Genomic DNA, 14571 nt, shown 5'->3' with positions numbered 1-14571 from the left:
CATTAAGAATTAGGTTTTATTAAAAAAGCCTGATTCTCTCCAAAAACACGGTATTATCGCTTACAATAAGCGCTACAATAATGTTTTTCTGTAATTTAAGATTCTATGTACATCAATCCAGCTTGGCGCATATTAACCATAGGAGACGGTGATTTATCGTTTTCTTGTTCTTTATTAAAAAATTATTGTCCAAAAGCGTTAACAGCGACTATTTTTGATGACTATGCCTCGCTAACAGCTAAATACGGCGAAGAGCATTTTCAGCAATTACAGGCTCAAAGATGCGAAGTACTTACGGGTTTTGATGTAACTAACAAGCAAACATGGGAACAACTAAACAAACAACAATTTGATGTGGTTATTTTTCAATTTCCGCTAATACCTGCATTCAACTCCGCTGAAGATTATCAGCAACAGTGTGCTAACGTGAGTATGAATACCTTACATCGTCGTTTACTTCGCCAGTATCTATTACATTGTTTTAATGAGTTTTTAGATAGTAATGGCGCGCAACTCGCTTTTATTACCTCAAAAGATGTAAAGCCCTATAGACAATGGAATATTGAGCAAGCATTAACGCTAAATACCGATATTAATTACCTTGGCTATATACCCTTTGAAATAGAAAACTTTCCTGGTTATAAAATAAGAAATGTTGACCGAGATAAACACGTGAAAGACACACAAGGTATTACTCATGTATTTAGTCGCCTAATAGCTACTGAGCTTGATAACAAACTAACTATGCCCAAGTACCTACGTAAACATTATTGTAGTGGCTGTCGAGTTGGCCCATTTCATACCGAACAAGATAGAACAAACCATATTGCTAGTAAAAGGCATCAACAAATGGCATTGTTTGAACAGCAGTGGCTGAGGGATATTGAACGGTAGCATACTTCGCGCTACTCAAGTTTCATTTGAATACTAAAATTTATTTAAAAAAAAGCACCAAAATGATGTTTGGTGCTTTGTGTAAAACGACTATTTAAAAGTAAATGACATTATTTTTGTAATTTACGTGTTGTTAAAACAAATACACCTAATGCAAAAATAACAAGTGTTGACGGCTCTGGGACTGAAACCTGAAGTGAATTTGATGCAAATAGAATATCATCGTAACCTATATCATCATTACCATCAGCACTAAAGTCAAAGGCTATAGAACCAAATTTTGAGCCATCATCGGTTTTAACCCCCATGAAAAACGTACCTAAGTTTTGGAAGTTTAAACCTTCTGCAACACCAGATAAAGAACCTAAAAGTGAACCAGTACCATTAACCCCTGAAAAAACTGAAATAGTAAAGTCACCTCCTGTCCAAACATCAAATGTACCTATACCTGCAGCAAAGGCTCCACTTGTAAAACTTAATGTTAAAACGCCAGTGTTATTTATCTCTAAATATTTTGAACTTTGATGAACACCTTCACCAGGAATAGCACCAATAATGTTCCCATCAATAACACCAGCACCATCTTTAATAGTTTGATTATTAGATCCAGTAGAGGTAATTGATATGCCATCAGAACCAAGATATAAACCTGAATCTAGTAAACCAAGGGCATGTGAGTCAAAGTTTACATTATTATTAATTTGATACCCATCAGCTAATACGTCAGAAGTCCAATTTACCGAATTACTTGAAGGATCTGATGTATAAAAAACTAATCCCGCACTTGCCATATTCGCAAATGATGTAACAGATAAAATTAATACGACTTTTAAAAATTTCATATATTCCCCCTTTAGTTACCTTTTATGATTTACACTTATTTTTAAACTAATGGTTGCAACCATTTTAATTTAATGGCAGCAAATATTAAGCCAATAACAAAAAACACCTTGCTTTCATCAACTTAAAAGTTTACCAAAGATTTCAACGTTACTTTTTGTAAAAAAACGTGACATTAGCTTCTTCTCCAAATAAAGACATATATACCAATAACACTCAGTACATTAATCTTAATTCGAGATAATATATTTCCAATCGGTTGATTTAAAATAAAAGATGATAAATCCAAATAATACCTACATTGTTTATTATGTTAAAATTAATAACTTTTGTATTCAGAACTCACAACGCTCTCAAATATCTATCCCCCCATTTTTCTAATTCTCTAACAACAGGTTCAAGCGTATTACCTAGGTCTGTTAAAGAGTATTCTACTTTTGGGGGAACTTGAGGATACACTTCGCGATGCACAATGCCATTTGCCTCTAAATCACGTAATTGTTTCGTTAACATACGTTGCGTTATATCAGGAATAAGACGCATAAGTTCATTAAAACGGCGCGTATCAGAACATAGATAAAACAAAATCATCCCTTTCCATTTACCACCAATAAGATCCAATGCAGTTTCAGTTGGACAAGCATCTTTTAATATTTTAGGCATAATTTACCTCATTACAGTATACAAAATGTATGTATAGCACAAAAATGTGCATTCTTATAAAAAAGAAACCATTACGTTAAGCTAATCAAACTCATCAATCACAGAGATTAACGTCAATGCTTAACAAAACATTAATTTTAGAAAACACAGCAATTAAACAACTAGCACTTAAAAACAAAACCGTTGTTGCTCCCATGACTCGCGTTAGTACGAAGGGCGATGGCATACCCACCCAACAAATGGAAAAATATTATCAACGTTATGCCAAAGGTGATTTCGGACTAATAATAACGGAAGGTACATACACTGATCGAACGTTTTCACAGTCATATCCGAACCAACCAGGTATTACAAATGATGAACAGCAAAAAGGCTGGGAAAATATAACTCATTCAACTCATGCCGCTGGTGGAAAAATTATAATGCAACTGATGCACGCAGGAGCTTTGTCTCAACATTTATCGAATACGCGCGGCCCATCGTCTATTCAACCGATAAGACGAATGTTAGAAGGTTACAGTAAAAAACAAGGGCATTATCCTTTACCGCAAGCGATGAATTTATCTGAAATTGATGAGGTAATTAATGGCTTTTGTAATGCAGCTATGCGTGCAGAGAAAGCAGGTTTTGATGGAATAGAAGTTCATTCCGCCAATGGTTATTTACTTGACCAGTTTTTAACTGACTATACCAATGAACGAGAAGATCAATATGGCGGAAGTTTAGAAAACAGATGCCGTTTAACCGTTGAAATTATTGCATCGATTAAAAAAGTAGTGCACGAAAATTTTATTATTGGTGTTCGCATATCACAAGGGAAAGTAAACGACTTCAACTACACTTGGCCTTATGGACTCAGCGATGGAGAGATTATTTTTACTGCTTTAAAAAATGTGGGTGTCGATTACATCCATATGGCAAGTGAAGGAAAAGGCTTTAATCATGGATGCCTTACTCGAAATGGCGAAAGTTTACCTAAATTAGCCAAAGAACTTACAGGGTTAACCATTATAGCGAATGGGGGTTTAGATAACCCGAACGAAGCTAACCGTATAATTCAAAATAAACATGCAGATTTAGTGGCATTAGGCACTGGAGCTTTGGCTAATTTTGATTGGCCAACTCGATTAAAAAACGATATTGCCATAACTCCTTTTAACCCTAACATGTTTGCTGAAGGCGTAACCATTGAAGAACAATTTAAATGGGAAGAAAGTACAAATGCCGAGTAAATCACTCAAACGCGACTTGCATGTAACGATTAAGTTTATCGTTAGTGAGTCTTTGCGGTGATATTTTATCAACTATCTCAAGCGCTTGATAAACTTTACTTAAACCTACTTTGTCATCGAGCGGCATAATTTCAAAAGCGTTGGTATTTATCACCTCTGTTAATAGAGAAAGTGAATTCGTCAAAGACTCTTTAAATTCAGGGTCTTTTTTTGCTTCTTCTACATCAATTAAAATTGTTTTTGCCTGCGATAATGCACTTTTTAAAGCGGTAAGTGTTTCACTTTCTTCTTCTGTTTCTTCATCATTATCTGCGTTGTCAGCATTCACAACTTCATCGACGTTAGCTGCATTTAAACGTTCTAAAAAGTCACCAATAAAAGAGGCAAGATTTTGGCTGGATAGATCTTTTGATGCCGCTAATTCTTCATCAGACAATTGGGTATGAGTTAAATTGGCATATTCTTCTTTCGAAATTAGCCCGAGTTGATAAACACGCTCTTTTAATGAGTCTACGTCCTCAAAATTGAGTCCTCCTTGCCCAAAAAATTCATTACTTAATGAGCTTATTTTTTGTGCTCGCGTACTCAAATACAAGTTTGGACTATCACTCGACGTATCTTCCGTATTAACTGTAACATCTTGTATATGTGCAGCAACAATGTCATCAACTTCAGATGTGTTAGACGATAAGGCTGGGCCAGTATTAAATAAACTGTTGAATAAATTAATGTTGTTGATCATAGGTTTTCAACAAAAAATTGACGTGTGTAAACCTAAAGCAATTACCATTCCTTAGTTGAAGTTAATCTTCGCTACGTTTCGCCTTAAATTTGAGCGTCTTTTTCACAACTTAGAATTTCGAAATATTTCTGCGTATTGATTAAATGGATGTTTATCGAGCTCAATATTTTTAGCAACTCGTTTTGCGTTTTGTTGAGGATGTTTGATTGCGTGTTCAGAGTCTGACATTTTCAAATAAATGCCATGTAATATATCGTCTACATCACCTTCTTGGTGTACAAGGCCACGTATATATTTACGTAACGCTTGCGACAGCAAAGGGATAGATGATAATGAAGTTTTCATAGATAAAGCGTTAGTTCAAAGAACTCATAATTAGAATACCCGCGAAGTCTAACGATGTATGATTACAATTTTATGACTTGGTATATACCCGTTACCAATCAAGAGGCTATTTCAGAGTGCTTGAGCGATATCAATTCAAGGCAATGCTTTGCAATAATGGTCGTCCCCTTATAAAAATCATTGTTGATGAAGTGATTTTGCTCAAGCGCTTCTTCGATGGGTCTAAAAACAATTTATGCTACGTTATTAACTTTAGTCAGGTTCCTACACGGATGTAGGACATTAGGGTAACGCAGGAGCAGTTACCGAGAATAACCATGACGTAAACTTAATGCCTTGCATACATGGATGTAGACCTTATATTTTGTTTGGAACGTAAAATCTGTGCCTAAATTGTTTTTAGTTCCCACTGAAACCTGCATCTTGAATGATAACGGGTATAAAGATTATAGCTGCACATTCATTGATTGATTTTGGCTTCTTACTTCTGAGGGTTGTTCATCAAACAATAATCTAAACTGTTTACTAAAGTAACTATGTTCAATAAAACCTGACTGATAAGCTACTTCCGAAATAGGTAATTGAGTTTCAATCAATAATCGTCTTGCATGCTCTAAACGTATTTGATTAATTAACTGCTTAGGCGTTTTCATTAAATATTTTTTGAATCGACGTTCTAGTGCACTTACCGATAAACATGCGGCATCAGCAAGTTGTTGAATTTTAATATCAGACTTAAAGTTCTCTTTAATAAAATTCACTGGCGCATTAATCGCTTGAATATCTGACAATACTTGCGAGTTTTTCTCTAAATGTCGTGTAATACCGTACGAACCAGTGATATTACCTTGATCATCAAATATCGGACGTTTAGAGGTTAAAAACCAAGCAATATTGCCTTGTTTGTCTGAATTTAGTTCTAGCCTATCGGTAATAAGCTCTCCATTCATGACCTTTTTGTCGTCGGTAATAAACTGTTTAGCGATATGAGGTGGGAAAAAATCATAGTCTGTTTTCCCTAATGCATGTTCTAAGCTTTTAACTCCAATTTGCTCTAAATACACTGTATTTGCATACTCTATTCGGCTGTTTATATCTTTTAACCAGAACAAAACATCTGGCAACAAGTTAAACATTTGAAGTATTTGTTGTTTTTCTGTGGGTTTTATAGATTGTTGTTCTGTCGACATATTATTTTCTATAGAATTCACTGATTGAACATACTAACAGTAGTTACAAAGATAGTCTAAACGCCGAAATTATTACATTAAAAACCGATTTCATACTACTGCTATTTTCTCTAATTTTAATAGACTTAATTAAACGTTAATTCATTACTCGTTGGAGTTGGAATGGTAAATAGTTCAAATAGAAAAATACGAATGGGTATGATCGGTGGCGGTGAAGGTGCTTTTATTGGAGCTGTTCATCGAATTGCTGCTTTTATGGATGGTAAAATAGATCTCGTTTGTGGAGCATTTAGTTCAAGCTCTGAAAAGAGTTTGTCTTCAGGCCTAAGTTTACACATTGCAGCAGACCGCTGTTATTCAAATTATCAACAAATGTTTGAGCTAGAGTCTCAGCGTCCTACAGATGAAAAAGTTGATTTTTTTGCAATCGTTACTCCAAACCACCTACATTACCCTATTGCTAAAATGGCAATGGAATATGGCTTTCATGTACTTTCAGACAAACCTGCCACCCTCAACTTAGCTGAAGCGTTATCGCTAAGTAAAGTGGTTGAAAAAACAGGCCGCCTTTACGGTTTAACTCATACATACAATGGTTATCCTTTAGTTAAACAAGCTCGTCATTTAGTCGCTACAGGAAAGTTAGGTGCTGTACGTAAAATAGTCGTTGAATACAGCCAAGGCTGGTTAGCTTCAAAAGAAGATGAAGGCAGTAAACAAGCAAGTTGGCGTTTAAATGCTAAGCAATCTGGTATTAGTTGTTGTATGGGCGACATAGGCGTACATGCGGCTAATTTGGCTGAATATGTATCAGGCTTACAAATCACTCAACTTTGTTCAGATTTAAATTCAGTTGTAGAGGGTAGAACACTCGATGACGATGGCACCGTATTATTACGATTTAATAATGGCTGTAAAGGTGTATTAATGGCGAGCCAAATAGCCGTGGGTGAAGAAAACAATTTACGCCTACGTATTTATGGCGAACATGCCAGTATAGATTGGTCTCAGCAAGAACCTAATAGCTTATGGTTACGTAGTAATACTGAGCCAACACAACTTATTCGCACAGGTGTAGGTGAACTTTGCCCAGCAGCTCAACAAGCGATACGCACGCCAGCAGGTCATCCTGAAGGCTACTTAGAAGCTTTCGCGAATATTTATATGAACTTTACTCGTCAAATTACTGCATTTAATGCAGGTGCAACATGCGACAACGAAAGTTTTGACGTACCCGGAATACATGAAGCAATACGAGGTATGGCATTTATTAGTAACGCTGTATCAGCCAGTAATGAAGACACTAAATGGTCTGACTTTAGTATAGAGGAATAAATATGAAACAAATAAAAGGCCCTGCTATATTTCTTGCACAATTTGCAGGTAATGAATCACCGTTTAATAATTTTACTGAAATTTGCCAATGGGCCAGTGGTTTAGGCTTTAAAGGTATACAAGTTCCAAGTTGGGACGGTCGATTATTTGACCTACTAAAAGCAGCAGATAGCCAAGTTTATTGTGATGAAATTACCGGCATAGCAGCTGAACATGGCTTAGTGATCACCGAGCTTTCAACGCACTTGCAAGGCCAATTAGTAGCTGTAAACCCTGCCTACGATCAAATGTTTGATAGCTTTGCTCCTGATGAAGTAAAAAATAACCCCGCCGCTCGCACACAATGGGCTGTTAACCAAATGATGGCAGCAGCAAAAGCGAGTCAAAGATTAGGCTTACAAGGCCATGCTAGTTTTTCAGGTGCTTTGCTATGGCACACTATGTATCCGTGGCCACAACGCCCTCAAGGTTTAGTAGAACAAGGGTTTAAAGAACTTGCTGGCCGTTGGTTACCCATATTAAATGCGTTTGATGACGCTGGTGTTGATGTTTGTTACGAATTGCACCCAGGAGAAGATTTACATGACGGTGTAACCTTTGAACGCTTTTTAGAAGCAACAGGCAATCACCCTAGAGCAAACATTTTGTATGATCCAAGTCACTTTGTGCTGCAACAGCTGGATTACCTCGCTTTTATCGATATTTATCACGAGCGCATTAAAGCGTTTCATGTAAAAGATGCTGAATTTAATCCTTCAGGTCGAAGTGGTGTTTACGGTGGCTACCAAAGCTGGATAGATAGACCAGGACGCTTTAGATCGTTAGGCGATGGACAAGTAGATTTCAACGGTATATTTAGTAAGCTGACTCAACACGGCTTTGATGGTTGGGCGGTAATTGAATGGGAATGTTGTATTAAGCATCCTTTAGATGGCGCACGCGAAGGTGTAGATTTTGTTAATAAACATTTAATTCGCCCTACCGAAAGAGCCTTTGACGATTTTGCAGGCATGGGGGCTGATGAAGTACTTAACAATAAAATTCTTGGTATTAAATAATAAGTTATAACTTAATAACAGCCATAACGTTGACCAAATGCTCATCAAAAAAAGGATTTGGTCAACGTCAAGTATTAACCTTATAAATACAAAATCAGTACAGCTATTTTGGCTATACTCACTTTCTTCCTAAAATGTTTACACAGGTAAGTATTATTTATTTTTAAATTATGAATAAAATGGGTAGATTGTATGTAAAATACAAAAAACACTTACTCACATTCAATAACTATATAAGGTCTTAAAGGATATTTCATACTAGTTCTATTAATAAATTAGCATTGGTATTAATCACTATTCTCGAAATTCATTATGAAAAAAAACATCTTTCCAAGCAATTTACTCGGCGCATTACGCAACATTTTTTTAGCCGATTTCAAATTAAAAGCAACAACTTTATGTTTAGCGCTACCTCTTTGTAATAACAGTTTAGCCCAAGCAAACAATATAGAAACTCTGACCGTTATCGGTACGCATATCTCTGATACAAGTTCATCAGAACATATCCCCAATGTTTCAATAAGTGCAGATGAAATAGCTGCACTTACTCCCAATAGCTTTGCTGATATTTTACGTGGTGTTCCCGGTATTGATATCACTGAACAAGGTGGTGCAGCGGGGTTAACATTTTTGTCAATAAGAGGCAGTGAAGCGAACTTTGTTGTTATTCTTGTTGATGGTGTAAAAGTAAACGACCCAACCAATAGCCGTGGCGGTGCATTTGATTTAGGTACTATAGATCCTGAAATGGTTGAAAGCGTTAATGTTTATTATGGCGGCTATTCAACCGTACAAGGTAGTGACGCACTTGCGGGTATTGTTAGTATAAAAACCAAAAAACATTCAGCTGATAAATTAGGTAGCGTAAGCCTTACTGCGGGTTCCAACAGTGTTACCGTGGGAAGTATTCATTTAGGTAGTGAAGTTGCTGATATTGCTGATTTTAACCTATTAGCATCTTATCAAAACAATGACGATAGTCACTTTGGTGATGCGTTTCATCGTTCGGCTATAAATGCTTCATTAAGTTCAATTAATAATGACACAACGCTTTGGAATATTGGCTTATTTTACGTTGATGGACAAGGAGAAACCTTTCCAGAAGACAGCGGAGGAGATCGCCTCGCTGTACTCCCTTTACAAGAAGTAAGAGAGTTTACACAAACAAATACTAACGCGAATATACAACACAACCTTACTGATACATTTAATCTTAAGTTCAATGCCGCTACAACTAAACGTGAAGAAACGTCGATGAACCCAGGTATAGCAGAAGGTAAACTTGATGCGGTACCCGCACTAGATGTTGACTCACATTACAAAAGAACCGACTTTAGCTTAACGGCAAATTACGCCTACTCAAACAAAATTCAAATGGCCTTAGGCGCATCGATAGCTGATGAAGATGGCGGAATGGACAGTACTATTGATTTTGGCTTCCCCCTGCCTGCTGTTTATACATTATCTCGACACAATGAAGCTGTTTTTGCTGAAACCACTTTAGCCCCATTAGCTGGTCTAAATATAACAGCCGGTATTCGTCATGATAAAGCCGATGAGATTTCAGTAACCACTAATCGTGTACTTAGTCGTTATCAAATATCAACTGCTCATTCTTTTACTGCTCAATATAGTGAAGGTTTTAAATTACCGAGTTTTTTCGCTATAGGACACCCTTTAGTAGGTAATCCAGATCTTAAACCCGAGCTTAGTGAGAATTATGAACTTGGGCTAGATAGCTCATTTAATCAAAATAAGCTAACCACTCGTTTTAACCTTTATCAAAATACGTACAAAAACTTGGTGGATTTTGATCCTGAAACATTTACAAACGTTAACCGTTCTAAAGTACGCGCTAAAGGTGCTGAATTTGCACTAAATATTAAATTGAATGACGATTTATATGCTAAAGCGAATATTGGCTATGCTAAATTAGACACCTTTGATGCAGATATAAAACTCCGTAGAAGACCTAAGTTAAAAGGTGGATTTCAGTTAGATTATACACCACTTAATAATGTTTCGTTATTGTCTCGTATTACCTTTAACGGCAGCTATTATGATAGTTCTGTACCAACAGGAACTGTTGAAATGGCAGGCTTTGCACGCGTTGACCTTGCCTTACGTTGGAAAATTGAGAAGTCACTTACCTTTGCGTTTAGCGCAAATAATATATTAGACAACAGTTATGAAGAATCGGTAGGTTTTAGTAACAGAGGACCGGTTTTAACGGCTAAATTAACAAAAAGTTTATAATACCTATTTGAATAATATACCCGTTACCAATCGTAATAACTAAAAGTATGAAAAAGACCAGTGAATGCAAATTCACTGGCCTTTTAGCTTGTAAATTGAACAAAAATCATACTCGAAAGATCAACAGGCCCTAGTTCAAAAAAGTGATTGAATATAAATTAGCGGTCAAGGCATCTTTATCAACACCTTCAGAAATCACAACTAAAAATATAAGTGTCTTTTTAGTAATAGGCTCAAAGTTTAACGTTAATATTGCATCATCATAAGGCTTCAAACCACTATAACTGAATTGACCTTTGGTAATTGCATTGCCTTTCGCACTCCCTATTCTCAACTCAAACACACTTCCTTCAGGTAGCCCTTTCTTATATTTTTGCAGCAGTTTGATACCTGTTACTTGGTTAAGATCATACTCACCAAGAGGAAAATGAACTTCTTTACCTGACATAGCAACAGTTTTTATATTACCACCAGAAAAACGCACGCCTTCAACCTTACCTGCATTGTCAAACAAAGCTTTAGCATTAATAGTAGGTGCAATAAAGTTATGCTCATTATATTTTTCAATAGCCGACAGTCCTAATGCCCCGTTATCCCTATAACTCGCTTTTAATACATAAGCACTTTCATTAGTCACTTTAGGTAAGCGACCTACTAGCGGTAAGCTAGGTACTTTTGATTTGAGTAATAATATATATTGAGCAAGTGTTCCGCGTACTTCATCCGATAAAAAGTCGTGCGCTGGCATTTGATGATCGCCCCATTTACCTGTACTACCAGCAGCAATAGTTTGCTTTAAATAAGCGATAGGATCTTTAACTGAAGAATACTTGTCTGCCACTTTTTGGAAAGCCGGCCCTACAGAAGCATCTTGCTCTTGATGACACCCTGCACATAAATGTTTCTTAGTGGCTGCACGACCTGGACCATAGGGGTCGTTAGCTAAATGCCCTACAGCTTTTTCAGTTTTCCCTGCCTCTACTTTATTGAAAGTAATATCAACTCTTTCGAAATTTTCAGAGGTTTGAGTGATATTGCCATCCTCTAAATCACCAATACTTACACTGTACTTTGGTGACATTTGATTAGGCCAAATAAAGTCTTGGTTCCCCTCTACGCTAATACTAATAGTAGGAGGAGCATTACCTACTTCAATGATTTTATAAGCATTACGACTTTCACCTTGATGATCGGTTACCGATAGAAGCAGCCCAAAGCGTCCTTTTTCAGTAAAATCAAATGTAACATCACGCCCAGATAAAGCTTTAGCATGAGTATAGTCAGCTTTTTCAGGGCTTTGCTCTGTATCTAAATTTGTTATTTTCCAAGTATACGTTAGGGGATCGTTATCAGGATCCGTAGAGTTTTTTGCAGAAGCTTTAACAGCAAAGGGTACAACCCCTTGCGTATTTTCAATACTAATTTTAGCGTTAGGCGATCGATTACCTGCTCCGGTATAAATAACACGCGATAACTTGGCATCGATATTACCTGAGTGCCATTTTGAACCATACTCTAAAATATAAAGTTCGCCTTTGCTGCTAAACATTAAATCAATAGGAGCTGTAAATTCAGCATCTGGAATAAATTCTTCTATTTTGTAAATGTCGCCATTTTTGTCACTAAAAACCACTTTGATCCAACGACGCATAAAGTCTGAAATAAATAATCCCCCATCGTAGTAACTAGGTAAGGCTTTTGGACCTTTTGTAGTACGATAAACCCCTGCAACCAAAGCATTACGAGAACCTGCGCCTAATTCAGGAAAAACATCAGAATTGCTATAGGGATACCAAATATAAGCGGGTTGTGCTGGAGGAATATTTTTTGCCCCTGTGTTTCTAGGGGAGTTATTTATTGGGTAAAGAGGATTATTCCATTTACCTGATTCTTGTGTCTCATAATCAAACTGACGATAAGCTTTATTATTGCCAATAAATGAAGGCCAACCAAAATTACCCGCTTGTGTAACTTTGTTTATTTCGTCGAATCCCTTAGAACCGTATTTTTCATCATATCCTTTAGCATCTGGGCCTACATCACCGTAATAGAGTGTTTGTTCTTTATCATCAAACGCAATAGTGTATGGGTTTCGTGTTCCCATCACATAAATTTCAGGTTTCCCTATACTTGAGTTAGTAAACAAATTACCTTCTGGAATAGTGTACGAACCATCTTGTTGAGGGGTAATACGTAAAATTTTACCGCGAAAGTCTTGCGTATTTCCTGATGAACGATATGCGTCGTGAGCAACTCGACCCTCTCTAAAATCTGAAGGCCCAACACCATGAGATTCAAACGGATTAGCATTGTCACCTAAGGCAATAAATAAATTACCTTTAGCATCAAACTCCATATTACCGCCGGTATGACAACAATTACCTTCACTAGGCGCATCTAGCATATCAATTCGACTTGATTGATCTATTTCGCCGTTTTTTAGTGTGAAACGAGACACGCGTTGTGTTAAATCTTTATCAGAATTTGTTGATGAAGCGTTATACATTAAATATATGTGCTGGTTTATCTCAAAATTAGGATCTAATGCCAGAGCCAATAAACCAAACTCACCAAACCCATCAGGTGAATATACATCAATTTTACCGATTTCAATCATAGCGTTTGTAGAGAGTTCAACGCGCTTTACTTGACCTTTTCGTTCAACATAAAAGAGCGTATTACCATCTTTTGTTATATCTAAACTCACAGGTTCGTTGAGTGAATCTAATAAAACTTCTTTCGCAAATCGGTTAGGTTCAGGTCTCGATTTTTCATAATTTCTTTCATTATTACCAATAGCGTATTCGATACCACCTAATAAATGTGCCATGTAAATAGAATGACTAAAGTTATTAGCATTATGTCCTACACCTGTATAAAAAGAACGGCCACCGTCAAATTCGTGATACCAAGCAATAGGATGATACGCCCCATGCCCGCCACCGTTATAAGAGCCTTCATCAACGCTTATTAAATCAATTCTGCGATCAGATAAACTTTTAAAGTCGTACCATTCGTCAGCCACACTAAAAGAGTCAGGAAGTTCGGCAGTAGAAGGATGATCTTTTCTAAGTACTTTAAGCTTTGCAGTTTGTACATTTGACGGAATACCTGGGTGACTTTTGAAAACGGCGCCTACAAGACGTCTATACCAAAACCAATCACCACCCGATTCAGTATCGGTTGCCGAATGAATACCAACAAATCCACCGCCTGCTTGTATATAACGCTCCATAGCAACTTGCTGTTGCTTATTAAGAATATCACCTGTGGTATTTAAGAAAATTAGGGTTGAAAAAGTTGAAAGTTTAGCATCATTAAAAATAGACGCATCTTCTGTAGCAGTAGCTTTGATCCCTTTATTGCTAAGAGCTTGCGTTAACTTTTCAGTACCTAATTCAATAGATTTATGCCTCCAGCCTTTAGTTTTACTAAAAATTAAAACGTGCTTAGGTTTCTCAACACTCATTTTTTTAGGTGACTTATCTGACTCCCCACAACCACTCAATACAAAAGTGAAAGAAACAAGAAATAAAGAAACAATTAAACGGTGGGATAAATTCATATAGATAATGCCCTACAAAGGAAGATACTTATATCGACTATACCAAGAAGTTTATAAAACTAACTTAAATAGCGGTAATACGAAATCGCCTTATTTTGTAAAAAAATCGGCGTTTCGTATATAAAATATAGCCTATGATTCTCATGCAACTTCAAGAGACAGGATTAACGGCAGTTATATCTTTTTATAAGGGAACGACCATTATTACAAAGCATTGCCTTGAATTGATATCGCTCAAGCACCCTGAAATAGGCATATTGAGTGGTAGGTATAAATAGTATTTATTATTTTCGCAGTACAAAGCAAACATTGTTAACAGTAAACAATATGTAAATTTATAGTAGGTTTATTGTTAATAACATGAATAGTTAGAGAACCTCCCGTCCAGAAAACAAAAAAAACCATAAAAAACATAAACTAAGACTGTAATTAATATTTTTTAAGTTATAAT

Annotated in this window: 11 protein-coding genes; 5 read left to right on the top strand and 6 right to left on the bottom strand. The window is 36.4% G+C overall.

Annotated features, from left to right (window positions below):
* The first annotated feature begins 105 nt into the window (after positions 1 to 105).
* Complete coding sequence (locus AC0L5Q_RS16910) at positions 106 to 894, top strand: class I SAM-dependent methyltransferase (protein ID WP_473611820.1); 789 nt, start codon at positions 106 to 108, stop codon at positions 892 to 894.
* Between the two features lie 110 nt (positions 895 to 1004).
* Here AC0L5Q_RS16910 and AC0L5Q_RS16905 read toward each other — a convergent pair whose 3' ends face one another.
* Entirely contained in the window at positions 1005 to 1736 is a 732-nt protein-coding gene (locus AC0L5Q_RS16905; protein ID WP_473611816.1) for a PEP-CTERM sorting domain-containing protein, read from the bottom strand.
* 340 nt (positions 1737 to 2076) lie between these two features.
* Positions 2077 to 2397 carry a winged helix-turn-helix transcriptional regulator gene (locus AC0L5Q_RS16900; protein WP_473611812.1) on the bottom strand — a complete coding sequence of 107 codons (321 nt, stop codon included), beginning with the start codon at positions 2395 to 2397 and terminating at the stop codon, positions 2077 to 2079.
* 116 nt (positions 2398 to 2513) lie between these two features.
* Here AC0L5Q_RS16900 and AC0L5Q_RS16895 point away from each other — a divergent pair, with 116 nt between their 5' ends.
* Positions 2514 to 3629, top strand: coding sequence for an oxidoreductase (locus AC0L5Q_RS16895; RefSeq protein ID WP_473611808.1), 1116 nt, complete (start codon positions 2514 to 2516; stop codon positions 3627 to 3629).
* Position 3630: 1 nt separating this feature from the next.
* Here the strand turns inward: AC0L5Q_RS16895 and AC0L5Q_RS16890 are convergent, their stop codons facing one another.
* From AC0L5Q_RS16890 to AC0L5Q_RS16880, 3 genes are all read right to left on the bottom strand, one after another.
* Positions 3631 to 4371: a hypothetical protein gene (locus AC0L5Q_RS16890; protein WP_473611804.1), complete on the bottom strand. Its 741-nt coding sequence runs from the start codon at positions 4369 to 4371 to the stop codon at positions 3631 to 3633.
* Positions 4372 to 4473: 102 nt separating this feature from the next.
* A complete protein-coding gene (locus tag AC0L5Q_RS16885; protein WP_473611800.1) occupies positions 4474 to 4716 on the bottom strand; it encodes a hypothetical protein in 243 nt (80 codons plus the stop codon).
* Between the two features lie 446 nt (positions 4717 to 5162).
* Positions 5163 to 5906, bottom strand: a complete 744-nt coding sequence (locus AC0L5Q_RS16880; RefSeq protein WP_473611796.1) for a helix-turn-helix domain-containing protein — start codon at positions 5904 to 5906, stop codon at positions 5163 to 5165.
* A 162-nt stretch (positions 5907 to 6068) separates the two neighbouring features.
* Between AC0L5Q_RS16880 and AC0L5Q_RS16875 the strand changes: the two genes are divergently transcribed.
* The 3 genes from AC0L5Q_RS16875 to AC0L5Q_RS16865 all read left to right on the top strand — a co-directional run bounded on the left by AC0L5Q_RS16875 (position 6069) and on the right by AC0L5Q_RS16865 (position 10555).
* On the top strand, positions 6069 to 7241 hold the full coding sequence (locus AC0L5Q_RS16875) for a Gfo/Idh/MocA family protein (RefSeq protein ID WP_473611793.1): 1173 nt from the start codon (positions 6069 to 6071) through the stop codon (positions 7239 to 7241).
* 2 nt (positions 7242 to 7243) lie between these two features.
* The gene (locus AC0L5Q_RS16870) at positions 7244 to 8299 is read left to right on the top strand and encodes a sugar phosphate isomerase/epimerase family protein (protein WP_473611790.1); all 1056 of its coding nucleotides are present in this window, start codon (positions 7244 to 7246) and stop codon (positions 8297 to 8299) included.
* 312 nt (positions 8300 to 8611) lie between these two features.
* On the top strand, positions 8612 to 10555 hold the full coding sequence (locus tag AC0L5Q_RS16865; RefSeq protein ID WP_473611787.1) for a TonB-dependent receptor plug domain-containing protein: 1944 nt from the start codon (positions 8612 to 8614) through the stop codon (positions 10553 to 10555).
* A 130-nt stretch (positions 10556 to 10685) separates the two neighbouring features.
* On the opposite strand, the gene AC0L5Q_RS16860 is transcribed toward AC0L5Q_RS16865, so the two are convergent.
* Positions 10686 to 14120, bottom strand: coding sequence for a ThuA domain-containing protein (locus AC0L5Q_RS16860; protein ID WP_473611783.1), 3435 nt, complete (start codon positions 14118 to 14120; stop codon positions 10686 to 10688).
* Between the last annotated feature and the right edge of the window lie 451 nt (positions 14121 to 14571).

Source organism: Pseudocolwellia sp. G5-9 (assembly GCF_055808995.1).
Note: the sequence above shows the minus strand (reverse complement) of the source record. Positions and strands in the feature narration are given on the sequence as shown.

Excerpts from the sequence above, each read along its gene's own strand:
- AC0L5Q_RS16910 (WP_473611820.1), top strand. The coding sequence starts at position 106 with ATGTACATCAATCCAGCTTGGCGCATATTAACCATAGGAGACGGTGAT.
- AC0L5Q_RS16905 (WP_473611816.1), bottom strand. The coding sequence starts at position 1,736 with ATGAAATTTTTAAAAGTCGTATTAATTTTATCTGTTACATCATTTGCG.
- AC0L5Q_RS16900 (WP_473611812.1), bottom strand. The coding sequence starts at position 2,397 with ATGCCTAAAATATTAAAAGATGCTTGTCCAACTGAAACTGCATTGGAT.
- AC0L5Q_RS16895 (WP_473611808.1), top strand. The coding sequence starts at position 2,514 with ATGCTTAACAAAACATTAATTTTAGAAAACACAGCAATTAAACAACTA.
- AC0L5Q_RS16890 (WP_473611804.1), bottom strand. The coding sequence starts at position 4,371 with ATGATCAACAACATTAATTTATTCAACAGTTTATTTAATACTGGCCCA.
- AC0L5Q_RS16885 (WP_473611800.1), bottom strand. The coding sequence starts at position 4,716 with ATGAAAACTTCATTATCATCTATCCCTTTGCTGTCGCAAGCGTTACGT.
- AC0L5Q_RS16880 (WP_473611796.1), bottom strand. The coding sequence starts at position 5,906 with ATGTCGACAGAACAACAATCTATAAAACCCACAGAAAAACAACAAATA.
- AC0L5Q_RS16875 (WP_473611793.1), top strand. The coding sequence starts at position 6,069 with ATGGTAAATAGTTCAAATAGAAAAATACGAATGGGTATGATCGGTGGC.
- AC0L5Q_RS16870 (WP_473611790.1), top strand. The coding sequence starts at position 7,244 with ATGAAACAAATAAAAGGCCCTGCTATATTTCTTGCACAATTTGCAGGT.
- AC0L5Q_RS16865 (WP_473611787.1), top strand. The coding sequence starts at position 8,612 with ATGAAAAAAAACATCTTTCCAAGCAATTTACTCGGCGCATTACGCAAC.
- AC0L5Q_RS16860 (WP_473611783.1), bottom strand. The coding sequence starts at position 14,120 with ATGAATTTATCCCACCGTTTAATTGTTTCTTTATTTCTTGTTTCTTTC.